This window comes from Reticulibacter mediterranei, assembly GCF_016587455.1.
Genome location: NZ_BNJK01000002.1, coordinates 2,975,420 through 3,002,318 on the forward strand (window position 1 = coordinate 2,975,420; position 26,899 = coordinate 3,002,318).

Below are 26,899 nucleotides of genomic sequence, written 5' to 3' on the forward strand. Positions count from 1 at the left end.
GCTTCAGCTACTTGCCAGCCATTTTTTGCGTTCCACCATCCCCATCAATCCCCGCACATAGGCAAGCGCTCGCTGATAGGATTCTGGCCGCACAAAAGCATGCCTGATCCGCTGGCCCAACTCGTTGAATGCGATGGCCCATATCGCCTCCGGTGATGAAGAAGGGCTTGAGGGAAAATGAAGTGACATGGACAATCTCCTCTGCATTTCTTGCCCTGTCAGTGATTGAGGAGAGAGAAGGCGTGACCTTCTCTCTCCTCCGGACGCCCGTTCAGGAGATGGAAGATCACGAGAGGAAAGGCTCGCGTGGTGCGGGCCTGAAGCCCCTCATAGATGTGTGGAGCATCTTGCACGAAGCGCTCCCACAGTTCACGCCTTCTCTCCGGTCCCACGATTTCTGCTTCCGCTTTCATGGCCTGGTTCCTCACCTGTAGTGTCACCTGCGGATGGGCGCGGACATTGAGCAGCCAGCCGGGTTGGGAGTCCCGCCCGCCGTTTGTTGCTGCGATCACATAGGAGGAGGCATCCTTGATGTAACTCAGTGGCACGGTTCGTTGCTTTCCAGACCGTCGCCCAGTCGTGGTGAGCAGGAGGACGGCTGTCCCATTCATCGAGCCAGCGATGCGTCCCCCTGTGACACGATAGAGCAAGATCAGCACAGGGAGCAGGAGCTTTAAAAGAAACTCATCAATTCGTTGCATGAGAGACCAGTGCATCCGTTTCTGCCTCCATCCTTTTTGTCAGCTCTTTAAGCGGTTTGTCCTGGCCCTTCGCTCGAGGCTGGCAGCGGGACCGGTTCTGCGTTCTCCCACCCTGTCTTGCGAGCCCACGCTTCCAGCGTCAGCGGCTCTGGGTGGAGCTTGCGTAATGCGGGAATGTTGGCGGCATACCCCTGCTCGTTGAACCAGCGCAGCATCGCGCCCGGTTCATTCCTCTGTTCACCTGCGTTGTCCTGGACTTGAACCGGCCTGCCAATCACGCGACTGAAAACCACAGCGGTCTGCGCTGTGGTCAACTCATCTCCTGCCAGCTCCAATGCCTTGCCCAGATAGTACTCCGGGTTGGCAAAGGCCAGGGCCACGAAGGCGGCAATATTGGTAAGCGCGACCAGTTGCATGGCCCTAGCAGACCGGAGCCCAAACGAAGGGAGGGTTCCATTCAGAATCAGGGGACGCAGGAACAGGTAGTTGTCCATGAAAGCGACCGGGCGTAGCACGGTGGATGGCACCTCCAGCAAACGAATATAGTGCTCAATCTGCCACTTACTCTCGAAATGAGGAATGCCCGTCTTTCGCTCCGCGCCGCCCACCGAAGAGAACACGAAATGCTGCACTCCTGCCGCCGCCGCTGCATCCGCGAGTGCCCGGCCCTGGCGCACCTCGCCTTCTGATCCCACACCTGCTAGCCCGAAATTGACCACGCCGAAGACTCCATAGACGCCCTGCAATGCAGCTTCGAGCGAGACGCGGTCTTCCAGGTTCCCCTGAACTACCTCCGCACCTGCTTCAGCCGGGGCTTGCGCCTTTTCACTGGTCGCGTCACGGGTCAGCGCCCGCACCGACCACCCGTCTGTCAGCAGACGACGTGCGGTCGTGCCCCCTTGATTGCCCGTCGCACCGACCACCAGGATATATGGTTGTGTTGTTGTCATACGATACTTCCATTTCTCTGAAAAAGGGGGCTTATCTGTTCGAGAAAGCTCGTTCACGCCCTCTGCGGAGAACTCCGATGCCGATCCACATGAGCAAAGCTGCTGCAAGAGCCAGAGGCAGGTCGCTAAAGAGGGAAGCGGGAACAAAACGGCCAAGCAGGAAACCAAGAATAATCAAAGGAACTGTCAGCACGCCAATGAGCAGGAGCATCACCGCTGGAAAGCCAGGGAATGCTCTAGTGCGCAAGATCGCAATGGCAAGCAGCGTCATTCCGACAAAAAGCGTGATGGTTGTCATCCCCGCCATGGCACGCGGAAGCATTCCCCCTCCGAACAAACTTGAAAGCTGAGTGATGTTGATGAGGTGTATGATAAGCGCCATTGTCTCTAGCCCAATGGCCCCGGAAGCCAGCACTTTTGCCTGCCTCCAAAGCCGTACACTAAGCAGAAGCAGGCCAGTTCCTAGACAGATTTGTGCAGCTTCGTTGGCGATCATGCCCAGCCACATAGTGGCTGATCCATCAAAGTAGTTCGGATCAATCAATTTCCCAGCCATCACTCCTGCCAGGTAGGTCATCATCCATAGCATGCCTGCCAGGGTCAATCCCCATCCCCCCCAAACGGCGAACCCTGAAGCAGATGCTCTCATCGATGTACTTGTTCCCTTTGTCGCGTTTTGCATAAATCTCTCCCTTTTAGTTTTGTGGATGCAAGAGGACCATCGGGATTTCTCGCTGCGTGAGCTTTTCATACCGTGCAAACATCGGTGAGGCTCTCACCAGGTGTTCCCAGAGCACTTGTCGCTGCTCGGGATCGGCGATTTCCGCGATTGCGGAGCTCTGCCAGTTTTGAATGCGCACCTGCACGTGCGGCTGGCTGCGCAGATTGAAAAACCACGCGGGATGTCGATCTTGTCCAGCGTTCGATCCGGCGACGACATAGGCGGAACCGCTTTTAATGTAGATCAGCGAGACCTTGCGTGGTTGCCCAGAGGTACGCCCCGTGGTGGTCAGTTCGAGGAGTCCCACCGGATCCGTCGCGCTATTCATCTGAATGCGCCCACCCGTCAAGTTGTAGACAATCAACGAAAACATACTCAGCTTTGCCGTTTTCTGTGACATCAGCTTCTCCCTTCGTGTGAATGATCTCCTTCGCCTTTAAGAATTTCATTTTGAAATAGTGTCAAAATGAAATCATATTTGAGGCAAAAAAAACTGCGCTTTCGTCAGGCAAGCAGACTTCTGCCTGTTGAAACGTTCTGCTCCCGCCACCTAGCGGGATGGCCAGTTGTGTTGGACCTTCGTGAGTAAATCGATAAGCACCAGTTGCTCAGTCGTCGTCAGGGCATCCAGCACCCCCTGTGCCACGCTTCGCCATTCCTGCATGAAGGTCTCAATGGTGAGCTTCCCCTGCTCCGTCGGGATGACCCGGAAGCTGCGCCGATCCTCCTGATTGAGCATCCGCTTGATGTAGCCGTGCTGCTCCAGCCGATCTAAGATACGGGTCAGTGTGCTCAAATTCACATCACCCAGAGCTTCGGCGATCTCCTTGACCATCAACGGGCCACGAGGTTCCATCCAGAGGAAGAGCACGCGCACGTCCTCGGGATGGCATCCCTTCATCTGTTGCTCAAAGTTCCACTGTTGTTGCTCGATGCGGTCGCTCAGAAAAAAGATAAACCGGAGCAAAGCCGTCGTCATCTCTGGCCGATCAGGAAACGATGTGCTTGCCATGGAACTCCTTCATGCCCAGCGTACCGCCAGCGTCATCTGGCTGTTCATCTCATATATTTTCATTCTGAAAATAGAATACCAGACCCATCGGCGCCTGTCAAGAGGGGGAGAGGGGTTTCCTCTGAAGCATGAAGGATCATTTCCCCAATGTGGCTTTTCTTCTTTCTTCATTTACAACTGTAGGGCTAGCAAGGAAACAATGTTATCTAAGACGGATCCCTGACGCCTCAAAATAGTTATCGAACTGAAGCGGAAAGAAGTGCGCTGAAATTTGGCAGAGACAAACGTTTTTCTTTATGAGTATTGTACTCATAGGCACAAAAAGCTATACTTACAGAAAAGAGGTTCTTGAAGGGAATGCAGTAATCGTATGCAACAGAAACGACGTCATCACTCAGTTGTATGTCTCTGTGCTCCCCCTGACCTGCCATATCTTGAGCAGTGGGAAACCCATCTCCACCCTCTCGAACAAGCAGGGCATCTCACTGTCTGGTCTGAACGGCATCTCACCGCTGGAGCGCTCCTGGCTCAGCAAATAGACGAACGTTTGAAGCAGGCAGATCTGCTTGTGCTGATGCTCAGTGCTGATTTTTTTGCATCCGACAACTGCATGGCCCTGATGGAACGAGCCATACAATATCACCAGGCTGGTTCAGTACGCCTCATCCCGTTGCTGCTGCGTCCAGTAGCCTGGCAAGAGTCTTCGCTTGCTTCGCTGTCATGTATTCCTTCCAATGGCCTTCCGGTAACCCAATGGGCTGATCCAGATGCCGCCTTTCACGCATGTGTTCGAGAGATCCGCCACCTCTTCGACCAGCCGATGGCCTCATCATTATCAGACTGGCACCCTGTGTCTGCCAGAGAATGGCAGAACCGAATCCGTATGCTCAAGCGGCTGAGCCATTCTTATCGAGAGATGTTGGCACAATCGTTGCGAGGAGCTGCCTGGCTAGAACTTGGCCTGGCTGAAAAACCGGATGCCGTACTGAATGCGGCAAGTCTCTTATGGCATAGCTTCAATCAGGTTGAGCGTATGCTTCCTCCTGAGACGTCCATCTTGCAAGTTTTTGATGAGGCCGAACAGGAGTTGCTGATCCTGGGTGAGCCAGGCACGGGAAAATCGACGTTGCTACTCGACCTGGCACAACAACTGATCCAGCGAGCCGAAACCGATGCAATGTATCCCTTGTCGATCATCTTGCCGCTGTCTTCCTGGGCTATCAAACGCCCTCCACTCCACAGTTGGATAGCCGAGCAACTTTCGCAAATCTATCATATACCGCGCCGTCTGAGTGAGCAGTGGGTACGTGAGGAGAAAATTCTGCCCTTACTTGATGGCCTCGATGAAATGAATGAAGCGGCTCGTCCAGTCTGTATTGCTGCAATCAATGAGTATCATCGTGAGCATCTCCATGTTCCACTGGTTATCTGTAGCCGCAAGGCAGAGTATGAAGCGGCCACATTGCAACAGCAGCTTATCCTTCAGGCCGCGGTCATCGTGCAACGTCTCACCCGGGAGCAGATTGATGCCTACCTCCTTCATGCAGGCACCCTGCTCATAGACTTACATAGTGAGTTTGAAAAGAATACTACTTTGTGGGAGTTGGTAACAACTCCGCTCATGCTGAATATCTTCATGCTTACTTATCAAGGAACCTCAGTACGAGATCTTCCCTCCAAGGAAGCTGAGCTACAACGACAGGTTTGGATCGATTATATTAAACATATGGTTGAACGGAAAGGAGATGCGAATCGCTATCCACTTCAGCCCACTCTCAAGTGGCTTAGCTGGCTGGCCTGGCAAATGCGGGAACACAATCAAACAATTTTTTATCTGGAACAGTTACAACCCGATTGGCTCCCTCAGAGACAAGAAAGATACTACCGATGGAGTATTGGGCCAGCCACTGGGCTGGTTTTGGGTCCGCTCGTTGGCCTGTGCTCTGGCTTAGCGCTTGGCCCGATGGCAGCACTGACATTTGGCACAATTGTTGGCCTGTGCTCTGGCCTAGCATATGGCTTGGGCTTTGTGACAGGCAAGTTAAGCGCTCAGATAAAACCCACAGAAGTGCTCGTTTGGTCGTGGAAAATTTGGTACGAGCACAAAGAATTGGATTACTTTTTGCTCTATCCATGGGTGTGGCTACGGGCCTGGTCGGCGGCTTGGTTGCGGGCCTGATCAGCGGCTTGGTCATGGGCCTGCTCATGGGAGCATTGAGTATGTTTTCAGAAAAGCAAATTATAGAGCGCAGTATCCTGACTCCAAACGAGGGAGTACGGCGTTCCATAATAAATGGGGTAATATTTACGCTTATCGTTGGACTGATCTTCGGGCTGTTCATAGGTTGGTTCGACGTCAATGGACCACTCGATGGGCTGATCTCTGGGTCGCTCTTTGGCATTGGCGGCGGGCTCATTGCTGGGCTGCAAGCAGCCATACAACACTATACCCTACGTTTCTGGCTCTCTCAAACACACCTTCTTCCCTGGAAAACCGTTCCGTTTCTGAACGATGCCACTACTCGCATTCTTCTGCGACGCATAGGTAGCGGCTATAGCTTTACCCATCGTCTGCTCCTTGAGCACCTCGCTGACAGACAGGCATCTTCGATCTAATCGCTCCAGGCAACAGAACAGTTGTAGCAGTGCTTCTTACTTCTCATTAGCGCAGACTTTCTCGCATCTGGTTATTGTTATGGTGTTGAAATGTTTAAAGCTCTAGAGAGGCATGAAAAAAGAGAAGCTTGCGTTATTCCTATCATTCTTCGGCCAGTTGATTGGGCAGGAGTCCCATTTGAGAAACTTCAAGTGCTTCCCAAAAACGCTAAGGCTGTCACTAGTTGGCGACTACGAGACCAGGCATTTGTGGAAATTGTTCAAGAAATTCGAAAAGTAATTCATTCGCTGAGAATAGGCTCTGGAAAACAAGATCAGGGAGCCGGCTTCGAGGGAATGCGGAGTGCTGATCTCCGATCAAACTATGAAGAATTTATTGATTGGAGCAAGTATATCCTCCGCAGAGACCCGGAAAATGCAGAGATATATTTTCTTTTAGCTGATGCTTTGAAATATGAAGGTTTCCATGATAAAGCTCTTGCTCTGTATGGGTGGTGTCTTCAATTTCGTCCTCGTATGATGCAAGCCTATTATGGCATTGGAAATGTTCTCTATTTACAGGCAAAATTTAGTGAAGCTCAAACAGTGTATGAACGTGCTATTCAACTTGACCCAACAAATCCGTATGCATATTATAGTTATTGTATTGTTTACTTTACTCTCTATGGAGAGCGAGAAAGAGGGAATAATGCCTACAAGGAGGCTATCAATGCTTACAAAGAGGCAATCGCATATGATCCTCGACTCAAACTGAATGATCTTTCTTTTAAGGAGGAAGCGATTGATTATTATCTGGATTGGGAGTATGCTCTCCCAAACGATGATAAGCTGGCTGCTCACCGATATGAATGGGCTTTGAGAAGTTTATATAATGCTCTTTGCAGAGAAGAAGCATTTAAGAAGTGGCTTGAAACTGGTCAAATAATATGGTCAGATTACATGCCAAATTGCCCAGAAAGGTAACCTTTTTGGCCTATCGCCCTCCCCCCGATTTTAAGATGCTTATTCATCACCCCTTCCTCCATACACAATGAATCACATCGAAAGGCTTTCTCGCTGTGAGAACTCGTTCCCATCGCTGCTCAGATGAGACGCGGAGACTAACAGTCTTCCAACATGACACGAAAGCGCCATTAATTCTATCTCCATACTCTATGGCTTCATAACAGGCCAATCAGATCAAAGAGGCTTCTATACACATATCCACACAGTCATTCAGCCATAACTTTTCTTTGGTCCAGTCTTGCCCCAGGGCTTTCCTCGCCTTCTCGCCTCATGCAAGCTAAACATATGGGCGCGCCTCTTCTCCGTACCAGGTCTCGTCCCCGTCTCTCGCTCGATCCTCTGCTGTTTTTCGTTCCCTAACTTGCTTAAATGGAAATAAAATCCATTGAGGTGCCGTTGTTCACGTTGATCTTGCACAAAACAGGCACGCGAGCAAAAGGGCTGTTCTGAGTTGTGCTTTAGTCGGTGTTTCGGAACGGAGTGAGTACACCAGTAGCAAATGATCTCACCATTGGCCCGTCGGGTATTGTCAACTTAATTTTTTCTCTTGATGAGTTTTCCCCACAGGACCTTCTTTCAACACTTCGACAGCCTCTTTTCTTGGAGAAGACGTGGGTTCATTCCCCACTTTCGTCTTCAATTTGCGAATCATAGCTCTGCAATTCTATTAAGTTGACAATACCACGAACAGCACACAGCTGCTCAGGTGCGTAAGAACTATGAAACGCTCCTGGCGGAAATGGAGCAAGCGCCAATATCCTCTGAGATACTTCCCCATATGCTCTCGACATTTCGCAAAGTGACCATGAGCTATTGGTCTGATCTCTTTCATTGCTACGATCTTCCTGATCTCCCACGCACCAACAACGAGTTGGAGCAGTAATTTGGCTCAGCACGCTATCATGAGCGGCGAGCGACTGGGCGAAAGCAGGCGTCACCAGGCTTGGTCGTCCGTGGCGCTGTTCGAGTAGTGGCATCGGTCGCTTCCCGTTTGCATACTTTTTCTGGACCAGAGCTTTGTCCGACCGATTTCACACGATGGCGTACCTTGCGCAGCGAACTGAACCATCGTCACGAAGCACGGCGCATGCAATACCGCTTCCGTCAATCACCCGAAAAGTACCTCGCGACTCTTGAAGAAAAGCTCATCAAGGAAAGATTACCGACGTAGAAAAAAAGTTATACTGAACCTGGCTGATCGAGGCGGGCGCATCGAGTGCTGGCAGTTCAGAGCACATGCCATTCGTGCATCACGAGCGCGTTTCTGTCACCTTAATTACCTCAATATCGTGTCCAAGAAGAATGATGCAAAGTGGGATGCTGAAATCGAAGACATGAAAGATCTCTCTATGTCAAGCTCTAAAAGCTCATGAAGAAAAATTTGAGAGGAAGAAATGAGACAGCAAGAAAGAGGAAGCCCTTCAACATGGCATAAGGAAGTCTACCATGCCGCGTCACGATGTCAAGCCGCTTCGCTTCCCGAGACCTCGCGCCGCTTGCATGGTCTGAAAAAGGCATGCCAAGTTGAAAGTCAAAAAACAGGCTGTTGTTTTGCCTCTCTAGGCCGCTCGTTGCGCATGGTCTCGTCGGGCTGCTTCAAAGATGGCTGCTTGATAGCACTCTTCCTTGAGCCACATCGCATGGATTACTCGTCCCCAGACATTAGCAAGGGCACGTACTGCGACCGTATGGCTTTTTCCTTCCTTGCGCTTGCGTTGGTAGTACTCCAAGGCCCACGGCTCGGAGAGCGTCGATTGCCAAGCAAACTGCTGCAGGGCATTGCGCAGCGGTTTAATGCAAGCATAGCGTCGATGGGCTTTGGCATAGGTTCCACTTTGAAAGAGAACCGGCGAGGTCCCGGCCAGGGCTTGCAAGCTGGCGGCAGTGGCGTAACGTGTTCGATCATCCCCAATTTCTGCCAACAGTCGAGGGGCAAGCCGCGTTCCAGCGCGGGGAAGACTGCTGAAAAGCTCGCTGTCAGCATGCGTCAAAAAAAGGTCTTCGATGGCCTTGTCATACTCGGCAATGCTCTCCACCACGGGCAGCAGTTGTTTCATCAATGTGATCAGCAGGCGCGACTTTGTGCGGGTCGTGATTTCGTCGGCTTGCAAGTGGGGTTGATGCAAAGTTTCGTAGATCTTGGAGGCGGCAGAGCGGGGATTGCTGTGATGCCCCACGCGCCTCGTTCCCTCGATTTGTTGGATCGAAGCAGCCTGAGCCGCTTGAGGAGTAGGATACCTTTGCAGAAAGGTCAGCGTCGAAGGCTGTGCAAGCTTGCTGAACAGATGCAAGCCCGCCGGATAATAGGCTTTGAGGCAGGCAGTGAGCTGGTTGACCAGGCGTGTTTGACTCTGGATCAAGCTATCCTGATCACGGGTCAATGCGCTTCCGTTCTGCAATGATTGGGCTATCGGGTGTGAGTCGCCGCAAATCAGCGAAATCTGCTCTGCCGACTTTTGCCAACAAATACGCATCGATGCTATCCGTCTTCGCTCCCGAAGCAGACCGACGCCGATCAATGGTGTTTGGATTGACTGGATAGACCGGAAATCCTGCTTCCAGCAAAGCCGTGATCAGCAAGCCGTGATTGGTTTCGACGATACAAGCTACCTCAGTTTTTCTGTGCGGGCCACTGATAGATTGCAGGAGGTCAGTCAGTTCTTTAAGCCCTTCGACTGTATGCTTCACCTGACGTTTTCCAACCTGATGACCGGCATCATCAAGAACCATGAGATCATGCTTTTCGTCAGCCCAGTCGATGCCAGCGTACCACATGGGCAGTTTCCTCCTGGGGCGCCAAACGTTCCTGGAGCGACGAGTCCTTCTACTGTGGCGCTCAAAGCGCGACTCTCTAATGATCGATCTTCCAGGAACTCCGACAGGCGAAGGACGATCTTTCATAAGCGGTCAAGCCGTTTGGAGGTCCCAGCCTTTCGCCTGTCGGGTTCGACAGTTCACATGAGCAAGCATACCCTTGCTCCGGCCCTTCTGTCGAGAGGGCTTGAGACTAGTTTACCGTAGAAGGAGGTCACGTGATGACAAATTCGGCAGCGACGCTCGAACATTTTGAGCGCCAGAAGAACATTCTCCTGACGAGCTATCGCCGCGTTGGTACACCAGTATATACACCAGTGAATATTGCCGTCGAAGGAGAACATGCCTTCGTCCGCACATGGAACACGGCGGGGAAATTCAAACGGATTCGCCACCATCCCACTGTCGAGATTGCCCCCTCGACCGTGTTTGGTCAGCGAACTGGTCCAGCGATTCGGGCGCGTGCTCGAGTGCTGGAAGGAGCCGAGGCGGTTCATGCCGGTCAGGCGCTTGATCGCAAGTATCCTCTGCTGCAAGGCGTCCTCGTCCCAATGATTCATCGCCTGGGCCACTATCGAACCATTCATATCGAGCTGACCCCTCTCGACGATCTTGTTGGACGGACTGTCCTCATCACCGGAGCAACGGCGGGCATCGGGCGTACTGCCGTTATTCAGCTTGCCCAGCGCGGTGCCCAGATCATTATTGTGGGTCGTAGCGAGGACCGAGGTCGGCAGGCAGTCGCCGACATCAGCGCTCAGAGTCACAACGATCAGGTCTCCTTCCTGCAGGCGGATATGGGCCATCTCGAATCGGTACGTCGTCTTGCCCAGGTGGTGCGCCAGCAGTACCCCCAGGTGGATACGCTCGTGAACAATGTCGCAGGTCTCTCTCCAACAAGGCAGGAGACGGTTGATGGATTGGAAGCCACCCTCGCAGTGACGCATCTCGGTCCATTTCTGCTCACACGGCTGCTCGTGCCCCTACTTGAGGAGAAACCAATCGGCAGAGTAGTGAATCTCATGTCAGGGACCTACCGCTTTGGCAGCCTCGACCCTCTCACCCTGGAACCATCCGGCCCCTATCGCGGCTTCGATGCCTATATGAGTGCCAAGTTGGCTCTCTTGCTCACCTCGCTCGAACTCGCTCGACGCACACAGGGAAGTACACTGCGCGTCCTGCTTGCAGATCCAGGTGGGGCTGACACCGATACACTCACGGTTTCCTTGCAACCTGGCATGCTCAGTGCTCGCATGCGGTTGATGGCAACCTTCTTCTCTTTGCTGGTCCGCCGCCCTGGGAACCTGGAGCGAGCTGCTCGTTCATCAGTCGAGGCTGTCACCTCGACCGACCTGATGAGTGGAGATTACCTCAAAGCCAACACCCGTCCTAGTCAGATCGCCCGTGTGGCCCAGGATGCTGCCTTCGCACAACGTGTCTGGGCAGCCAGCAATCGTCTGGTTGGCTTGCCTGATGATCTGCGTGTGTCAGAGACGCTGTTCAGTACTCAGGAATAGTCAAGCCTTCAGCCGCAACAGCTAGGGACTTGAGGAGGTTCCGGCGAGGGGAGGAGGGGCAAGTTGGTGCGATGCAACGCGCGTGTCCAGCATGGTTGACTCCTGCCCACTGCTCTCAACGCTCAGGAGACGGAGGCTTCATGGGACATCTCGCTGATGGAGAGATGATGTGCGTGGTCAATGAAAATGCCTGCTGTTCCCGGCCTCCTCACTGCCTGAATTGACCGTTGCCTTTGCTTCAGAAGTCTACTCTGTTGTATGGCAGGCTCAAAGACGGAAAGAAAGGAGAACACACAAGGGCAATGCCATCAGCCAACGTTACCCCCTAGCAGGGTAAACTCTCTGCTGGTGAAGTGTCGCGGAGGGTTTGTAAAATGAAGCTGACAAGACAGAAGGAGCCTGGAAAGCGGGATCTTGTTGTTGTCGTTGTGTGCGTTGCTGTTGCGTCTGACGCTTGCGTGCAAGGAGAGTAAGCATCAAGCGGATCATCGCAATGTGGATCATCGCTTCGCTACTCTCCACCGACCGCTCGTAATCTTTGGCAAGGCGGCGATACCGATTGAGCCGCCCAAACGTCCGTTCTACCACCCAACGATGTGGAAGCACTTGAAATCCTTTCTCGTTGCCAGCACGCCTGACGATGGCTCTCCATCGCTGAGCACGTGCTCTCGACCCGTCTCCGCCCTCTTGCGCGACGCGCCCACCTGTAGGCACGTGGTGAGAAGTGGTCTTGCCAAATGTTGAGATGGTGTTTTGAGGAGGAACATGCGTATCATCTGAGTCGGCCCGAAGTCGCTAGATACGTGATTGAGGCGACCAAAGCACTCGCTGATCTGCTTGGGATCTCTCTCGGCGAGGGAAGAGGCAAGAGCGAAGATTGAGCTGAAAGCGAGGAACACCTGAGATGTGTTCCCCGCCACTTCTGGTTTGAGTGCTCTCAATTGAAGTGCAGAACCATCTTGCCATGCTCAAATCGCCGGAAGCGTCAGGACTGTGAACAAGGTCTCATGTGGGTCTCCCTCTTGTGGTAAACTGATGGTCATCCAACACATCTTCAGGAGGAGCGACCCATGAACTGCCCACACTGTACATCTGCCGCAACAAAGGAACAGTTGAAGAAAACGACGCTTGGATACCGAACGTTTCGCTGCCGAGAGTGCCGACACACGTTCAATGAACGTGACTTCCACTCCTTTCAACTACTTGGAATATCCAACCGATATCGTTCTGCTTGTCGTGCTCTGGCGACTGCGCTATAAACTGAGTCTGCGGGATCTGGCAGAGATGTTCCTCCAACGCGGTTGGGTGTTCACGCATGAAGCCGTTAGAGACTGGGAAGCGAGGTTTGCCCCATTGCTTGCAGATCAGTTACGAGCGAAGCGCCGAGGACAAGCAGGGACATCGTGGCATGTCGATGAAACCTACGTGAAAGTGCATGGGAAGTGGTGTTATCTTTATCGGGCGATTGATCGCGATGGCAACCTGGTGGATTCGCGGCTGAGTGAAAAGCGCGATATGGAGGCGGCCAAACGCTTTTTCATGCAGGCCCTCGAGGTCTGCGGTCAGGCTCCTGAACGGGTAACAACTGATGGGCATGATTCGTATCCACGGGCCATCCGCGAGACACTCGGCAGTCACGTCATCCACCGTTGCAATCCCTACCTCAATAATCGACTGGAACAAGATCACCGGGGAATTAAGCAACGATATTATCCCATGCGTGGGTTCGGAAGTTTCGCATCGGCATCTCGCTTTTGCCAAGCCTTTGAGGAGGTGCGCCAGTTTTTCCGCTTCCGCACCACCATGAACCAATCGGTGCCTCTTGCTGGGCAACGTAGGTTCTTTCGTCAACGTCTGGACACCCTACGACGAATGTCCCTAACTGTTTAGCCTCTAGAAACAGAGGCTTCAAGAAATTGAACACGATTGGTGGTTTGAGCTTCTCAGTTCTGACACTTCCTTAGAAAGTGCAACTGTAGTGCTCTTCTCATTTCCAACCCATTTCCAACCCATTTCCAACCTGCTCCTCCCCTTTCTTGGGTATACTTACTGCAAGCAATACTAGGTGAATGATTCGCCCCTAGAACAGCAGCCGAGCGCTGTTCTCCCAGGCTAAATGAAATGAAATTGAAAGGAATGCAAACTTTTTATGGATACAAAATCAAACAAAATGTTTCTGACCAAGCGGAAGGCGATTGCTGGAATGCTGGCTACTGGAGCGGGCCTGAGCATCAACTTTGCGACCCCTCCATTCAGCTTTGCCGCCAGCCGCTCGCCCTCTGCAACAAATCCCACTCCCCTCTCCATTACTCACGTGTCCAGTGGCACCTATGCCTTTGGAGCGCAGACGACAACCGCGGAGTATATGGATACCATTAATACTTCTGGTGATGTCACTCTCTATCAACAGTTAGACCGGAACGATATCCCTCGTGATGCCTTTTACGCCGGTTTGGGCTAACGAGATCTCGTATACCACCAATTCCAAAGTGTATAAATTCTGCTTGAATTCATAAGTACTTTCTCGTGCTCTATCCATCTTTCGATTGAAGGTGGTCAGAGCAGCAGTCGTTCTCAACTCTTATTAGGCTAAACGGGGTGTATCGCATGGATTTGACGGACATCGTCACCTTTGTTTCCGCGTTTTGTCGTTGTGCTACTGGCTTCGTTTTTCTTCTTTCGTTTGGGAGCAAAGTACGTGATATCGCTCAGTTTCAGCGCAGCGTTGTCGCTTTTCGTCTGCTCCCCAGAAAACTGAGTCACATTGCCGCAATCCTCTTTCTCGGCGGAGAGCTGGTGGTTGTGCTCTTCCTCCTGGTGGGGGAGTGTTGCTGCTGCCAGGATTCATACTCGCTCTGTTTCTACTCATAGTATTTAGCATCGCAATATCATCTGTTCTCGTCAGAAAGCTCCATATTTCCTGCAATTGCTTTGGGGCCAGCGATCAACCGGTGGCCGTGACCGATGTCTGGCGCAACGTTGGCCTGATCATCTGCGCGCTGGCTGGCTCTGGTACGACTTCCTGGAGCCAGGCAGGAGGCCGCATCCTGAACATCGGAGAATGGTTGCTGGCAGGCGTCAGCGCGCTGCTCCTCTCACTGTTATGGTTACAGCTCAGAAACATTGTGCAATTGCTCTCCGGTGATCAATCATCTTCTACAGAAAAGGTATAACAAACAAGGAGGTATCTTTTGGAAACAGTTCTTATTGTGAGTTCAGTACTTCTCTGGATCGTACTCATTTGCAATGTGTTCTTGACGCTCGCACTGGTACGCAATGCGAACAAGACTGCCACGCAAGCGAAACCCTTTACTCCCCCGGAAGGCTTAAAAGAGGGAGATGAAGCGCCTGTATTTACAGCTCAAGCGCTCGACGAGACGACCGTGACGCAGGAGGACTATAGCCATAAGCCCGCACTCTTCGTCTTTATTGCTCCTCATTGTGGACCCTGCCATGAAATTCTCCCGTCTCTGAAGGCGATGGGATCTCAGATGGCAGACACGGATCTGGTGCTGGTCAGCAATAGTTCGCTAGAGGAAGCTCGCGAACTGGCAAAAGAGTTCGATCTCACGTTGCCGCTCTTATCGGCTCCCAAACCCCAGAATCCTTTCTTTACCGACTACAAGGTTCACGGCACGCCCACCTATTACCTGATCAACGCGCAGGGTAAGGTCCAGGCGACGGGCAATCCCCATGCGAACAATCCTCAGTGGAACAAACTGGTAGCATCCCTGACCAAACAGGCCGCTGCGGTTTAAGCTATTCTCTCAACCCAGGTGTTCCCTGCAGATGAGAAGGCCGGCGGGCATGCGAGAGAGAGATTCGAGGATTCTCGCTCTTCTCTCTTGCTCAGCCCAAATTGCTGCATGCCACCAGCATCATCTGCGGTGACATATAAATTATTATTGGCTCCATATGCTCAATGCCGAGCCATGCAAAATGGAGCTATTCACAAGTAAAAGGAGACCATGCGATGACCAATACTGTTTTCTCGACTGTTGATCGTTTCGCCAGCAAATTCAAGCTCATTGATAGCTTGATCAACAGCGTTGCTGAGCGGCTTCTGCCACAACATGAGGCACAGGCAGGTTATAATTGCGGAGCCGGCGCATATCACTGTCGTAATCGATGTAGAGGTGAAATGTGTAGAGAGGATCTAGGTTTATATTACGGTCAATACGTCTGCTGCGACAGCCGCACGGGCCAGGATCTTTACTCCTATGATTATTGCGGCTGTTAATAATAAGTCGTGAGATCAATGCATCTGAGGCTTATCTCGTGTCGAGCAGGACATGCCCGGCACGAGAGCCACATCCTGATCAAGAATAGCTCTACAAAATCATAAGGAGTAATTTTATCATGAATACCGTTTTCTCGACCGTTGATCGTTTTGCTAGCCGCTTCAAGCCGGTTGATACCTTGATCAATCATATTGCGACACGTCTTTTGCCTCAGCATGAGGCAAAAGGTGGCGGTTGCCCGTCAGGCACTACATATAATGGGTGGACGTGTGGCAATTATTGCCGCCCTGCCGGCGATTTACAATATGAGCTGCTCTACCTTTGCGGTTTTCACGGCGGACAGTATCTCGTCCGACAATGTTGCGACTGCTGCTCATAGATACCATTCTACCCTCCCTGTAATTCATAAGGGATAGATATCACCGCTTTACCTATATGTTTATCCGCATCTCATCCTATGCTACACGACGGCAGGACCTGTTAAGAATTACAGGTTCTGCCATGAGAGAAATGAGCTTTTCTGCTATGCTTCTCTTCATGATCATCATTTGCATACTATGCCTTTTGCTTTGTTGCGCAGTCTTTCTGCTGCGTAAGAGTATGTACCTGGTGACGGTCATCGGCGCTTCTATGTCTCCGCAGCTCGTGCATGGAGACCGCGTTCTGGTCTTTCGCTGGTATCCCAGCCGCCGATTACGCAACGGACAGGTCGTGGTTCTGACCACGAGCCGCAACAAGTATTACAAACGCGATTCGGGACGCAGCACATGGTACGTGAAGAGGATTGTGGCAATGGGTGGCGACACCTTCACGCAGGATACCGCGCCTTATCCTGATGCTGATAATGATGAGCACATACGCAACAAAGCACAGGTGGACGAGGCGGGGCGATGGAGCTGGCACATCCCACCGGGACACATCTTCGCCTGTGGTGACAACCGGGAGCGCAGCATTGATTCGCGCATCTGGGGTCCCATTCCAACCAATCAGATCATCGGCATCGTGCTCGCCAAACTCCCAGGCACCTCCGTCGTTCCACCTGAATTGACATCTCGCGACGTCATCCCGAACACCCCACTTCCCAGTGGTGAGCCTGCCCCCGACTTTCATGCCGAGACGCTCAGCGGCGAGATCGTCTCGTTAGACAGCTATCAAGGGGAAGCGCTGCTTTTATTGTTCATTGCTAAAAACAGCTTCTCCTATCAAAAAACTCCCGCGTTCCCGACGCTTGCAGAGGATCTCGCGACACATCATATCGCAGTTACCTTCGTCTTTGATGGGACACGCGAGACGGCCCAGACGCTCACAGAACTGCTTCCTGCCTCTCAATCGGTGCTCCTCGCTCCACGCCGAGCGAATCCTCTGTTTGACGATTATCACATGATTGGAATGCCCTCTTACTGCTTGCTTGATGACCAGCACATTGTCCGAGCCACAGGTTTCACCAGCTTTGACGCCGCAACCCTGCTAGCTTCGCTCGAACAGGCACGATCAGATCGTTCCCAGGAGGAGTTGAATGCATAAGCTACGCGACTGGTCTCACTTTCTCCGGGATATGGTGAAACTCACCGGCCAGATGATGGCGCTGGCGTGGCGTGCATTGCCATTGTGTTTTGTGATTCAACTGGGGCTGGAACTGCTCCAGGGGGGCATCCCGCTGGCCTCGGCCTGGCTCTCCAAAGGGATTTTCGATGCCCTGGGTCAGGGATTGCATGGTCAGCCCTTCGCTCGTCTTCTCCCAACGCTGATTTTCCTGCTTGCGACCCAGACGGTGGTGTTCGTCCTCGGCCAGACCATCGCCCCTCTCAACCGATTTGTTTCCAGTGAGCTTGATCGCGGCCTGACCCTGCAGATCAGAGAGACGCTGTTCCGCAAAATCTCCGGCCTGGTCGGCATCTCGTACTTTGAGGACCCTGAGTTCTACAACAAAATGGAGCTGGCTTCCTCACGCGCCCAGTTCGCGCCCAGTCAGGCATTGCAAATTCTGGGCACGCTCATCCAGCAAGGCATGACGCTGCTCTCTTTTGTTGGTACCCTGCTGGCCTTCAACCCCTTACTGGCTCTGAGCATCAGCATCGCCATCCTGCCAGAGATTATCGTGCAACTCAAATTCAGCCGTCAACGCTTCGGCATCGCCATGCTCAATAGTCCCAGAGCACGCCGCGCCTCGTACTATGGTCGCCTTCTTTCCTGGACGATGTTCGCCAAAGAGCTGCGCCTCTTCAATCTCGGCGAGTATTTCCTGCGCAAATTCCTGGACATGACCAGAGAGATCCAGCATAACGAGCGAGAGCAGCAGAAGCGCGAACTGCGCTGGCAAGGCGGGCTGACCCTGCTGGGCAGCCTGGTTTCTTCTGCTGCGTTTGTCGTGGTCATCTCCTCTGCCTTTTCTGGCCGCATCAGCCTGGGCGACGTGGTGCTCTACACCAGCGCCGTGAGCAGCGTCCAGAGCGCCCTCAGCATACTCATCAACACGATGGCCCACACTAACGATAGCGTCCTGTTTTTCCGATTGTACACGGATATTCTGAAGCTGGAGCAGCCTCTTGCCATCAGCACACAGACTCAGCCCGTTCCTCCACTCTCCAAAGGCATCACCCTGCGCAATATCTCCTTTCGCTATAGCGAGCAGCATCCCTGGATTTTGCAGAACGTCAACCTGTTTCTACCCGCAGGCAAATGCCTTGCACTCGTGGGGCTCAATGGCGCAGGCAAAACCACACTGGTCAAGCTGCTGACACGGCTCTATGATCCCACCGAAGGTGAAATTCTCTGGGATGGCATCGACATTCGCACCTTCGATCCGCAAGGCTTCAGGTATCATCTGAGCACCATCTTTCAGGATTTCGCCCGCTACGAGCTGACCGCCCACGAAAATATTGCCTTGGGCGGAATCGAGCAGATCGAGGCCACCGACAAGATCGAGCAAGCTGCTCTCAAAGCGGGAATTCACGAACGCATCAAGGCGCTCCCCGACGGTTATCAGACCATCTTGAGCCGCTGGATGGCGGAGGAAAAAAAGGCCGGGGCCGATCTCTCAGGTGGCGAGTGGCAGAAGCTGGCCCTGGCCCGTATGCTGATGCGAGAGAGTGATTTTCTTATTCTCGACGAGCCATCGGCGGCTCTCGACGCCCAGGCCGAGCACGAGCTTTACTGCCACTTTCGCGAGATGATGCGCGACCGCACCTCGCTGCTCATCACCCATCGCTTCAGCACGATCCGCATGGCCGACTCCATCGCCGTCATTGAGCAAGGACAGATCAGCGAATATGGCACGCACGACGAATTACTGGCTCTGAGCGGCACCTACGCTCAGCTCTATACCACCCAAGCTGAGAAATATAGCCTGCATGGGGCTCCTTCTCCAGAGCCAAAAAGTAGAGAACGAGAAAAGAGAACCGAGACAGAGACGACAGAGCGAGAACGTGTCAATGCCAATCGGAAACCAGCCTCCCCAGGCGATGCGCAACGGGCGAACTCTCTCCAGTGAAGTGACGCACAGATCAGTTTTCGTCGTCTTCCTGGCTTTTCGGCTGCGATGGTGTAAAATCCTTTCTGATACGATAACAGGAAACGAGAAGAAGAGAGAGGCGGCAGCGTTCGTTTTTGCTGTGCGAGCGCCGCAGGCAGCAAGTCTGGCACGAACCGGCCCGTAATCCTGTGGACGCATGTGTGTCTGTAATTCTCATAGTCATTGTTCTTTCTCTCAAAGAGGAGTTTATCCCCAGGGTGCAGGGAATCTGTGGAGAAGGATGTGGAAAAAGGGGTAGAGGAAGAGGGGGAGGGTTGGGTAGACTTGTGAGAGAGGAAGTGTTTTCCCCTGTGGTTTCTGGCTGGAAGCGTTCATCTGTGGCGTTGTGGTCGCTATTTCATCCGTGTGTTGTTGGCCAGGCAAAGAGACGAACAGGAGGAAGCAGATGAGTTCAGTAGGTATCCTACGCAGCGCGGTGCGGTATCGGCCACTCACGGAGTCGGTGCAGGAGTTTGTGGTGCTCTCGCCCCGAGCCTCGAAGAGAACGTCACGCAAGCCCCCGCAGAGGACAGGGAATCCGCACCCGCTGTGGGTTCCCAAGCACCCGTTGGTGCTGGTGGGGGTGGGGAGGTATTCGCGCTATGTCGTGAGTTGGCAATTGGATCAGACATTAGAAATGCCTTTTGTGATCATGGCAGTTCAGCAGGCACTCGAACAGGCTGTGCCATGTATTTGCGAACCTCGATCAAGGAAGCCATTTCACCAGTCCACAATATCTGGACGTACTCAAAGCGGCCAATGTTCAGATCAGTATGGACGGCAAAGGGCGAGCACTCGACAATATTTTTACGGAACGATTATGGCGCACAGTTAAGTATGAGGAGGTCTACATTCACGATTACTCTTCGCCACGCGAAGCACGTCAGGCATTAACTCGCTATTTTGCGTTTTACAATTGGCAGCGTCCTCATCAGGCACTCGAGTATCACATCCCTGCTGAAGTCTATTTCCGTAAATCCACCGCAGAGCAGACTGAGAGTGAATAGTCATTGAAAAGGAGGCAAGTAGCTCTTATTTCAGTCGAATTCTTTGTCTTGACAAACTGGGCCACCTAGAAGTGCCGGTACACAGGTCGTATTTGTTGATCCCAAATATACCAGCCAAGTGTGTAGTAGCTGTGGAGTGATAGTCAAGAAAGAGCTATCCGAACGCTGGCATGAGTGCGAGTGTGGATGCTCTCTTGACCGCGACCACAACGCGGCTATCAACATCAAAAAACTAGGGATGAAAGCACTGGCAGAAACAAGAGTCCAGGCTCGGTAGGAGCCTTCAGGGGACGCGCCCCTGAGAAGCCCCTATACACATGTATGGGGTGCTTCACGCAATTGCTTTCTGACGAGGAGGCAGCGCTCTCAGTAGTGCAATCCTATAACATCTTTGATCTGCATTCGGATGGCTATTACTCTGTCAAACTACATTGCTCGGTTTTTGGAATATGTCCAATCGGCTTGAGAAGGGCATTGAAGCCCTCTGAAAAACCAAGCAATGTGGTTTGACAGAGTACTATTATGAGCGGGAGGAAGAGACTATTCCCGCTGTCTGGCAGGCCAGGGTAGGAGCGTAGTTTCCCTACCAGTCCGTCTCGCGCCAAGCACGCTATGAAGGAGCTATTCGTGATGTTCTTTCAGGGAGGAGACCCCTATGAACAAGGTCGTGCTTATTGGGGGTAGAGCTACATAAGCTTTCACTAGAGCAAAATAGTGAGCTTACATACATTATAAGTATTACGACAAAAATAGATATTAACTTGTACGTGGGTTTGCGGTACAAATTTTTCGCACTTTTTTATCCAAATCATGGGTTAATCACTAAGAGTGCCGTAAATTTTTAAGGAGAAACTCCTTGTTTGCGCGAACTTTGGCGTTGTGGGGGTCAAGCCGTAGCGCTCGTTCACAAGCCTTCAAGGCTTGCTGGTATCTCCCCAACTGAATTAGGGCCACGCTTGCATTGTGATGAGCTAGAGCGTTGCGAGGATTATACCGGAGAGCTAGATCGCAAGCATCAAGTGCTTGTTGACATCTCCCCAATTTAATGAGAACCAAACTTTTGTTGGCATAGGTCGAAGAGTGAGAAGGGTTAAGTTGTAGTGCTCGTTCACAGGCGTCAAGGGCTTCCTGGTATCTTCCTAATTCACAGAGAGCTTTGCTTGCATTGTGATGAGCCAGAGCATTGCGAGGATCATATCGAAGAGCTAAATCGCAGGTAGAGAGCGCCTCCTGATATCTTCCCAACTGAACTAGGGCAGCAGCTTTGTTAACGTAGGCCAGAGAACAAGAAGGATCAAGGTGAATCGCTTGTTCACAAGCGCTAAGGGCTTGCTGGTATCTCCCTAATCTAATGAGAGCAAGAGCTTTGTTCACATAGGTCTTGGAAAAGGTGGGTTCAAGGTGAATCGCTTGTTCACAGGCACCAAGGGCTCGTTGGGATTTCCCCAATTCGAGAAGTACCTTACCTGCATTGTAATGAGCCAGAGCATTGCGAGGATCATATCGAAGAGCTAGATCGCAAGCGTCAAGAGCTTCTTGGTTTCTTCCTAATCCACCCAGGGCGGCAGCTTTGTTCACATAGGACATGGAAGAGGTAGGATCAAATTGAATCGCTTGTTCACAAGCATCAAGAGCTTGTTGATATTTCCCTAATTCAAGAAGCGCTTTGCTCACATTGTAATGAGCCAAGGCATTGTGAGGATCATACTGAAGAGCTTGCTGGCAAGCCTCTATGGCTTGTTGGTATTTCCCTAAACTAAGCAGGACCACGCTTGCATTATAGTGGGCCAGAACATTGTGAGGATCAAACTGAAGAGCTTGTTCACAAGCCTCCAGGGCTTGTTGATATTGTTCCAATTTAGCCAGGGCAGTGACCTTGTTTGTATAGGCCAGAGAACATGAAGGGTCAAGTTTGATGGCTTGATTGCAGGCGTCAATAGCTTCCTGGAATCTTTCCAAATTAAGTAAGGCGAGGCTCTTGTTTACGTAGGCTGGAGAGCAAGAGGGGTCAATTTGTATCGCCCACTCACAAGCATTTAGGGCTTGCAGATGCCTCCCTAGATGACTGAGGGCCTTGCTTTTGTTGACATAGATCCGAGCGTCCTGAGGATCGAGTTGGAAGGCTTGTTCACAAGCCTCCAGTGCCTCCTGGTTTCTTCCTAGATTAATTAAAGCCAGGCTTTTGTTCACATAGATGAGCGAACAGGAGGAATCAAACTGAAGAGCCCTATCACAAGCCTCCAGCGCCTCCTGGCTTCTCCCAGACTCAATAAGCGCCTTGATCCTGGCAAGATTCTCGTCGATGGTTGATTGAGGGACTGGTGAGGGTTGAGTGGGAGGCAGCGAAGCCGATGAACTGAGATCTTGCAAGATTTCTTTTTTAACAGTGATAGCTAATGGAAACGTGGGATTAAGCCTGAGAGCTTGTTCGCAGACCTCCAGAGCCTCATGCTGCTTCCCCATATAAGAAAGTATGGCGCTCTTCTTTACCAGGAATGTCTCATCGTCTGGTTTGAGATCAATAGCTCGCTGGCAGTCTGTTAGGGCTTCTTCGTATCTTTGAAGATGACCCAGGGCAGTGCTTCTTATTGTAAATGCTCTTACATTATTCGGGTCAAGTCGAAGCGCTTCGTTACAGGCGGTGATGGCCTCATCAAATCTTTCTAAGGTAAGAAGGACATATCCTTTCTCCGTAAACATTTCACTTATCTGGTTATGATTAGTCGTATCAGGTGCAAGCTTGATTGCTTGATTATAAGCTTCCAGCGCTTCTATAGGCCTTTCCAATCGCTGCAAAAATGCTGCTTTAAAAGTAAGAACAACATGATCATGCGGGTTAAGCCTATTAGCGTAGTCATAAGCTTCTAGGGCCTCTTGAGACCTGCCGAGCGTCTCTAAGATTTTCGCGGTACTCACAAGAGCCTGACTATTATAAGGGAAAGGAACGCCACTCTGAACTGCCTGATGATATGCTTCTATCGCTTCCAATGGCTTTTCTAGATGAAAGAGAAGGTCTCCTTTGAGTAGAAAGAAGGATGCGTCAGGCCGTTTTAAACGAAAAAGATGCTCAAGAGTCTCCATAGCTTCCTGATATCTTCCAAGATCCTGAAGTGCGCTACTTTTAGTGATAAAAGCAGGCCCTGTTTGAGGGTCAAGCTGAATAGCTCGTTCACATGTCTCTAGTGCCTCTAGAGGTTTTCCTATGTGAAGCAGCGCAGTTCCCTTCATAGCAAAGGCAAGGGCATTGCAAGGGTTAAGCTTGATAGCTTGCCCAAAAGCGATAATTGCTTCTTGGTGTCTATCAAGATGGACAAGTACATCTCCCTTCCCAACAAAGGCGTCATCGTTACGGGGGTTGAGTTGAATAGCCTGTTCGCACGTAGCGAGCGCCTCTGCTAGAGGTCCAGCGCGCTTTTCCAAAGGTAGGGGCTTTCCATAAACCACAAGAGAAAACAACACGGAACCCTTCAGTGCAAAAGCGCTATCGTTAAGTGTGTTGAGCTTGATAGCTTGCTCGCAAACACTGAGTGCTTCTTGATATTTACCAAGTCCCTGGAGGGCAGCTCCTTTTCCAACAAAAGCAGCATCGTTGCGAGGGTTAAGCTTGATAGCTTGCTCGCAAGCACTGAGTGCTTCTTGATGTTTATGAAGTCCCTGGAGGGCAGCTCCTTTTCCAACAAAAGCAGCATCGTTGCGAGGGTTAAGCTGAATAATATGCTCGAAAGTTTCCAGTGCCTCCTGGGGCCTTCCTAACTTTTGGAGTGAGGCGCCTTTACCTAAAAAAGCTTGCTCGTTATTTGGATTGAGCAAGATAGCTTGCTGATGAGCTTCTAATGCTTCCTGATACCTTCCTAACCTTTGGAGTGCAACTCCTTTGTCCCGAAAAGCTTGCTCGTTATTTGGATTGAGCAAGATAGCTTGCTGATGAGCTTCTAATGCTTCCTGATACCTTCCTAGATTAGCGAGGAAACATCCTTTAGCATGCCAGTTTCTGGCATTGTCAGGATTTAGCTGAAGTGCATATTCAAATGCATCTATCCCATCCTGTAGTTTTCCAAGAAGGTCGGCCAGAACAAACCCTTTAATAGCATAGGCCCGATCATTCTTAGGGTCAAGAGAGATTGCCTGCTCGCAAGCCTCCAGAGCTTCTAGAGGTTTTCTGAGAAAGAGGAGAGCATATCCTTTATCTGTAAAGGCTGAACTATTAGGATAAAGCAGGGCTGATTGCTCAAGAGCGAGAAAAGCCTGATAGTAGTTTTGCAACTCGATAAGAATGCCTCCTTTTGCTAAAAGGGCCGGAGCGTGTTGAGGATTCCTTGTAATTAATTGTTCGCAAATGTCAAGTGCTCTCTGGTATTCTTTGGATGCTTTACAAGCAATAATCTCAGAAAAAAGCTCAACATCCGCTTTTAATGAGTCTTGTACATCTTGTACGGCTTTCTGAACGCTGCTTGCTATATGCTGCCATACCTTGTCACGTTTTGACCAATTTGTTACAGGATTTCCTCCTCTAGGGAGAACATCTAATGCTTCCAGAGGGGAACTTTCCCATAAAACAGGGCGAACAAGAATAGGAAGTACACGGGAAGAACCATTTTTATGTCGCTCTAAAGCCTGTTTCATTTCAACGCTGTAACAGTAATCGGAGCCAAAAAAATCAGGACTGATGAGGAGCAGAATTATATGAGCAGCGTTTATCTGAGCCTGAGTCTCTTTTTTCCAATCAGATCCTGGGAGAATTTCTCGATTATGCCAAGTAATAATCAGTTTATTGTGTTTCAATATTGAGAGGTGATCATCTAACTCGTCACGTAACCACTTATCTTGAGGGGCATAACAGTATACAAGATTTAAGGTTTGTGGCTGCATGATTGGTAACTCCTTCCGCTTTCTCTCTAGAAAAGAACTAGAAAAACTCAGTTCTGAATCTTAGATCTCTGATGATCAATTTGTACTTCTTTCCTAATGTTTTTTTCGCTGATATGCTTTTATATCTTTATCCATTTTATTTATAGGGAAGTATGCTGTAAATAATTGAACGGTCTTATTGCTTGACATGCTCTAGCTCTCGCTACCCAATAGGAACCTGCTACATTGCCAGTTCATACCTTTCTTGAGCAGCAGCCAGCGAAAGTTTGGAGTAGATTTCCAGCGATAGGCGCGTAGCATGTCCAGAGTGAGGTGTGAGGAGAATAAAAGTTTAATGCCACCTTCTTACATATTTTCCATCATTGTCATAGTTAGGAGAAAAAGCGTAGTTTGCAGCATTCCATGTTGTATCGAAGATTGGCCTCATAACTTCTGTAATATCATCATTTCCGCCATCAAGTGTATCAATCATAACCTCTGGTATAATAAGGTCAGTCCTATCAATTTCATCCGTATAACTTGGAATATAGGCACCACGCTCTATCTTATACCTTTTTACTCCAAGAAGGCTTACCATGATAAACACAGGTGCCTCAACCCCAAGAAATTGCAGAAGTTCCATGTGTTTCTTCACAGCTTGGAGGAGTCGTATCTCAAACACCTCGCCAAGGAACTCCTTCTTCTCACCATTGATTCCCAGGATCGTAACATCGACAACTTCAACAATACCGTTGCGAAAGACCTGTACATATCCCGTCGATATCATTGTTGGTGTCGCTGAACTCTTGGTCCATTGTGCAGAACGTACTATGCCATCAAGATTGAAACGGAGAGAAGTAGGGGGTTGCGTATCCCAAACGACTAGGGGCCTCATTAAATCCCACTGAGAGGAATCGTTCAATGCTTTAATATCTATAGACATTGAGGGGTTAAAAGCACTTGATGGGATCATGTGGAGAACAATTTTTGATGCCTGTTCCTCAAGAAGCACGGGTGTTTCTTCTCCTATACTAATCCTACTAAGACGCTCTGCACGAAAATCTCTGATACGTTCAGCTATTGTTCCTGAAAGTTCAAATGCTGTGCGTAACTCTGTGACATCGAGTCGAAACTTCCCTCCAGAATTGCGAGCGTAAAAGTGACCATGATCCTTGAAGATTACTCGATGTGGAGACAGCGAGCTTTTTTGTACACGCAAAATAAAGACATGATGATCACTTTTTGATGCCAATGCTACTGGCTGGACATCCACTCGTGGCAGTCTGGGTGAAATTCCGTCACGAAGCATATTTTCTAGCCTTAGTTTGTAAGCATCGACATCATCGACTTGGATTCCAGTAATTTGTAGAGGGATACCAGCTTGTTCCTCAATACCAAAAAGGAGGGTTCCCCCAGCGCTATTGGCAAAAGAGGATATATCTGCAAGGAACTCCTTTTTGTCATTGTCTGTTCCCCCAGGTAAAGCCTGTTTATATTCCACCGTTTTTCGTTCAGCCTTTTGAGCATCAATTTGAGTGTCTATCAATGCTTGAATATCTTGTTCTGTGATGGATTCGATAGGTTTATCAAATAGCATCAATGTTTTCCTTTTTAGACTCTTCATTCTCTTCTTTTACATCTTTTGTGACTAATACGGCGATTGCAAGCCCTATATTGTACATTTTCTCTGTCTCAAGAGATGCATTATGCCTTGAAAATAATCATGCAACAATACATTAAAACCTTCTTCAATGGCTGTTACATCTATTTGGGAAATAGTATTTGTAATTATGATAGTGCTATTATATACTTCTCAAAAAGGAAGAACAAGAGATATTCAGTAGAGAAGCTTTCTTATGGTACTTTAAGGCTACTAGAGTTTTCTACATAAAGGTATTTTAGAAAAGGAGAGCGATATCATAGGTTCATATGGTTGTTGGAGAGAGGAATAGCATG

General features: G+C 50.5%; 21 protein-coding genes and 7 pseudogenes. 18 read left to right on the forward strand and 10 right to left on the reverse strand.

Annotated features, from left to right (window positions below):
* Window positions 1-3 precede the first annotated feature (3 nt).
* The 6 genes from K3T83_RS52220 to K3T83_RS52245 form a co-directional block, all read right to left on the reverse strand.
* Complete coding sequence (locus K3T83_RS52220) at window positions 4-189, reverse strand: hypothetical protein (RefSeq protein WP_220210972.1); 186 nt, start codon at window positions 187-189, stop codon at window positions 4-6.
* A 29-nt stretch (window positions 190-218) separates the two neighbouring features.
* A complete protein-coding gene (locus tag K3T83_RS52225) occupies window positions 219-716 on the reverse strand; it encodes a nitroreductase/quinone reductase family protein (RefSeq protein WP_220210973.1) in 498 nt (165 codons plus the stop codon).
* A 32-nt stretch (window positions 717-748) separates the two neighbouring features.
* Window positions 749-1,651 (reverse strand): NmrA/HSCARG family protein, encoded by a 903-nt coding sequence (locus K3T83_RS52230; protein ID WP_220210974.1) that lies wholly within the window; start codon window positions 1,649-1,651, stop codon window positions 749-751.
* A gap of 31 nt (window positions 1,652-1,682) precedes the next feature.
* Window positions 1,683-2,333, reverse strand: a complete 651-nt coding sequence (locus K3T83_RS52235) for a hypothetical protein (RefSeq protein ID WP_220210975.1) — start codon at window positions 2,331-2,333, stop codon at window positions 1,683-1,685.
* A gap of 13 nt (window positions 2,334-2,346) precedes the next feature.
* Window positions 2,347-2,772, reverse strand: a complete 426-nt coding sequence (locus K3T83_RS52240; protein WP_220210976.1) for a nitroreductase/quinone reductase family protein — start codon at window positions 2,770-2,772, stop codon at window positions 2,347-2,349.
* Between the two features lie 150 nt (window positions 2,773-2,922).
* Window positions 2,923-3,384 carry a MarR family winged helix-turn-helix transcriptional regulator gene (locus tag K3T83_RS52245; protein ID WP_220210977.1) on the reverse strand — a complete coding sequence of 154 codons (462 nt, stop codon included), beginning with the start codon at window positions 3,382-3,384 and terminating at the stop codon, window positions 2,923-2,925.
* Window positions 3,385-3,754: 370 nt separating this feature from the next.
* On the opposite strand from K3T83_RS52245, the gene K3T83_RS52250 reads away from it, so the two are divergent.
* The 4 genes and pseudogenes from K3T83_RS52250 to K3T83_RS56920 all read left to right on the forward strand — a co-directional run.
* Window positions 3,755-5,563 (forward strand): TIR domain-containing protein, encoded by a 1,809-nt coding sequence (locus tag K3T83_RS52250; RefSeq protein ID WP_220210978.1) that lies wholly within the window; start codon window positions 3,755-3,757, stop codon window positions 5,561-5,563.
* Window positions 5,564-5,604: 41 nt separating this feature from the next.
* Window positions 5,605-6,000, forward strand: a complete 396-nt coding sequence (locus tag K3T83_RS52255) for a hypothetical protein (RefSeq protein WP_220210979.1) — start codon at window positions 5,605-5,607, stop codon at window positions 5,998-6,000.
* A 90-nt stretch (window positions 6,001-6,090) separates the two neighbouring features.
* The gene (locus K3T83_RS52260) at window positions 6,091-6,963 is read left to right on the forward strand and encodes a tetratricopeptide repeat protein (protein WP_220210980.1); all 873 of its coding nucleotides are present in this window, start codon (window positions 6,091-6,093) and stop codon (window positions 6,961-6,963) included.
* 727 nt (window positions 6,964-7,690) lie between these two features.
* Window positions 7,691-8,176 (forward strand): annotated as a pseudogene (locus K3T83_RS56920) (ISNCY family transposase); the annotation flags it as partial.
* A 388-nt stretch (window positions 8,177-8,564) separates the two neighbouring features.
* Here K3T83_RS56920 and K3T83_RS52275 read toward each other — a convergent pair.
* Window positions 8,565-9,780 (reverse strand): annotated as a pseudogene (locus K3T83_RS52275) (IS110 family RNA-guided transposase).
* 260 nt (window positions 9,781-10,040) lie between these two features.
* Between K3T83_RS52275 and K3T83_RS52280 the strand changes: the two are divergent.
* Window positions 10,041-11,336: a PPOX class F420-dependent oxidoreductase gene (locus K3T83_RS52280; RefSeq protein WP_220210983.1), complete on the forward strand. Its 1,296-nt coding sequence runs from the start codon at window positions 10,041-10,043 to the stop codon at window positions 11,334-11,336.
* A gap of 459 nt (window positions 11,337-11,795) precedes the next feature.
* Here K3T83_RS52280 and K3T83_RS58475 read toward each other — a convergent pair.
* A pseudogene (locus K3T83_RS58475) lies at window positions 11,796-11,990 on the reverse strand (transposase); the annotation flags it as partial.
* A gap of 83 nt (window positions 11,991-12,073) precedes the next feature.
* On the opposite strand from K3T83_RS58475, the gene K3T83_RS52290 reads away from it, so the two are divergent.
* From K3T83_RS52290 to K3T83_RS52350, 13 genes and pseudogenes are all read left to right on the forward strand, one after another.
* Window positions 12,074-12,217 (forward strand): hypothetical protein, encoded by a 144-nt coding sequence (locus K3T83_RS52290; RefSeq protein ID WP_220210985.1) that lies wholly within the window; start codon window positions 12,074-12,076, stop codon window positions 12,215-12,217.
* A gap of 189 nt (window positions 12,218-12,406) precedes the next feature.
* Window positions 12,407-13,226 (forward strand): annotated as a pseudogene (locus K3T83_RS52295) (IS6 family transposase).
* A gap of 259 nt (window positions 13,227-13,485) precedes the next feature.
* Entirely contained in the window at window positions 13,486-13,797 is a 312-nt protein-coding gene (locus tag K3T83_RS52300; protein ID WP_220210986.1) for a hypothetical protein, read from the forward strand.
* Between the two features lie 146 nt (window positions 13,798-13,943).
* The gene (locus tag K3T83_RS52305) at window positions 13,944-14,207 is read left to right on the forward strand and encodes a MauE/DoxX family redox-associated membrane protein (RefSeq protein ID WP_220210987.1); all 264 of its coding nucleotides are present in this window, start codon (window positions 13,944-13,946) and stop codon (window positions 14,205-14,207) included.
* A pseudogene (locus K3T83_RS58480) lies at window positions 14,162-14,284 on the forward strand (MauE/DoxX family redox-associated membrane protein); the annotation flags it as partial. The gene K3T83_RS52305 and the pseudogene K3T83_RS58480, both read left to right, overlap by 46 nt.
* Window positions 14,285-14,287: 3 nt before the next feature.
* Window positions 14,288-14,509 (forward strand): hypothetical protein, encoded by a 222-nt coding sequence (locus K3T83_RS52310; protein ID WP_220210988.1) that lies wholly within the window; start codon window positions 14,288-14,290, stop codon window positions 14,507-14,509.
* Between the two features lie 18 nt (window positions 14,510-14,527).
* The gene (locus K3T83_RS52315; protein WP_220210989.1) at window positions 14,528-15,094 is read left to right on the forward strand and encodes a TlpA family protein disulfide reductase; all 567 of its coding nucleotides are present in this window, start codon (window positions 14,528-14,530) and stop codon (window positions 15,092-15,094) included.
* Between the two features lie 215 nt (window positions 15,095-15,309).
* On the forward strand, window positions 15,310-15,576 hold the full coding sequence (locus K3T83_RS52320; RefSeq protein WP_220210990.1) for a hypothetical protein: 267 nt from the start codon (window positions 15,310-15,312) through the stop codon (window positions 15,574-15,576).
* 119 nt (window positions 15,577-15,695) lie between these two features.
* Entirely contained in the window at window positions 15,696-15,956 is a 261-nt protein-coding gene (locus tag K3T83_RS52325) for a hypothetical protein (protein WP_220210991.1), read from the forward strand.
* Window positions 15,957-16,114: 158 nt separating this feature from the next.
* Entirely contained in the window at window positions 16,115-17,101 is a 987-nt protein-coding gene (gene lepB, locus K3T83_RS52330) for a signal peptidase I (protein ID WP_268963617.1), read from the forward strand.
* Window positions 17,094-19,067, forward strand: a complete 1,974-nt coding sequence (locus K3T83_RS52335; RefSeq protein ID WP_220210993.1) for an ABC transporter ATP-binding protein — start codon at window positions 17,094-17,096, stop codon at window positions 19,065-19,067. Before lepB ends, K3T83_RS52335 begins: the two co-directional genes overlap by 8 nt.
* 613 nt (window positions 19,068-19,680) lie before the next feature.
* Window positions 19,681-20,095, forward strand: a pseudogene (locus K3T83_RS58485) (transposase); the annotation flags it as partial.
* An 82-nt stretch (window positions 20,096-20,177) separates the two neighbouring features.
* Window positions 20,178-20,372: pseudogene (locus tag K3T83_RS52350) on the forward strand (zinc ribbon domain-containing protein); the annotation flags it as partial.
* A gap of 545 nt (window positions 20,373-20,917) precedes the next feature.
* On the opposite strand, the gene K3T83_RS52355 reads toward K3T83_RS52350, so the two are convergent.
* Entirely contained in the window at window positions 20,918-24,964 is a 4,047-nt protein-coding gene (locus tag K3T83_RS52355) for a tetratricopeptide repeat protein (RefSeq protein ID WP_220210995.1), read from the reverse strand.
* 331 nt (window positions 24,965-25,295) lie between these two features.
* A complete protein-coding gene (locus K3T83_RS52360) occupies window positions 25,296-26,540 on the reverse strand; it encodes an AlbA family DNA-binding domain-containing protein (protein WP_220210996.1) in 1,245 nt (414 codons plus the stop codon).
* Between the last annotated feature and the right edge of the window lie 359 nt (window positions 26,541-26,899).

Excerpts from the sequence above, each read along its gene's own strand:
- K3T83_RS52220 (WP_220210972.1), bottom strand. The coding sequence starts at position 189 with ATGTCACTTCATTTTCCCTCAAGCCCTTCTTCATCACCGGAGGCGATA.
- K3T83_RS52225 (WP_220210973.1), bottom strand. The coding sequence starts at position 716 with ATGCACTGGTCTCTCATGCAACGAATTGATGAGTTTCTTTTAAAGCTC.
- K3T83_RS52230 (WP_220210974.1), bottom strand. The coding sequence starts at position 1,651 with ATGACAACAACACAACCATATATCCTGGTGGTCGGTGCGACGGGCAAT.
- K3T83_RS52235 (WP_220210975.1), bottom strand. The coding sequence starts at position 2,333 with ATGCAAAACGCGACAAAGGGAACAAGTACATCGATGAGAGCATCTGCT.
- K3T83_RS52240 (WP_220210976.1), bottom strand. The coding sequence starts at position 2,772 with ATGTCACAGAAAACGGCAAAGCTGAGTATGTTTTCGTTGATTGTCTAC.
- K3T83_RS52245 (WP_220210977.1), bottom strand. The coding sequence starts at position 3,384 with ATGGCAAGCACATCGTTTCCTGATCGGCCAGAGATGACGACGGCTTTG.
- K3T83_RS52250 (WP_220210978.1), top strand. The coding sequence starts at position 3,755 with ATGCAACAGAAACGACGTCATCACTCAGTTGTATGTCTCTGTGCTCCC.
- K3T83_RS52255 (WP_220210979.1), top strand. The coding sequence starts at position 5,605 with ATGTTTTCAGAAAAGCAAATTATAGAGCGCAGTATCCTGACTCCAAAC.
- K3T83_RS52260 (WP_220210980.1), top strand. The coding sequence starts at position 6,091 with ATGTTTAAAGCTCTAGAGAGGCATGAAAAAAGAGAAGCTTGCGTTATT.
- K3T83_RS52280 (WP_220210983.1), top strand. The coding sequence starts at position 10,041 with ATGACAAATTCGGCAGCGACGCTCGAACATTTTGAGCGCCAGAAGAAC.
- K3T83_RS52290 (WP_220210985.1), top strand. The coding sequence starts at position 12,074 with ATGTTGAGATGGTGTTTTGAGGAGGAACATGCGTATCATCTGAGTCGG.
- K3T83_RS52300 (WP_220210986.1), top strand. The coding sequence starts at position 13,486 with ATGGATACAAAATCAAACAAAATGTTTCTGACCAAGCGGAAGGCGATT.
- K3T83_RS52305 (WP_220210987.1), top strand. The coding sequence starts at position 13,944 with ATGGATTTGACGGACATCGTCACCTTTGTTTCCGCGTTTTGTCGTTGT.
- K3T83_RS52320 (WP_220210990.1), top strand. The coding sequence starts at position 15,310 with ATGACCAATACTGTTTTCTCGACTGTTGATCGTTTCGCCAGCAAATTC.
- K3T83_RS52325 (WP_220210991.1), top strand. The coding sequence starts at position 15,696 with ATGAATACCGTTTTCTCGACCGTTGATCGTTTTGCTAGCCGCTTCAAG.
- lepB (WP_268963617.1), top strand. The coding sequence starts at position 16,115 with ATGATCATCATTTGCATACTATGCCTTTTGCTTTGTTGCGCAGTCTTT.
- K3T83_RS52335 (WP_220210993.1), top strand. The coding sequence starts at position 17,094 with ATGCATAAGCTACGCGACTGGTCTCACTTTCTCCGGGATATGGTGAAA.
- K3T83_RS52355 (WP_220210995.1), bottom strand. The coding sequence starts at position 24,964 with ATGCAGCCACAAACCTTAAATCTTGTATACTGTTATGCCCCTCAAGAT.
- K3T83_RS52360 (WP_220210996.1), bottom strand. The coding sequence starts at position 26,540 with ATGCTATTTGATAAACCTATCGAATCCATCACAGAACAAGATATTCAA.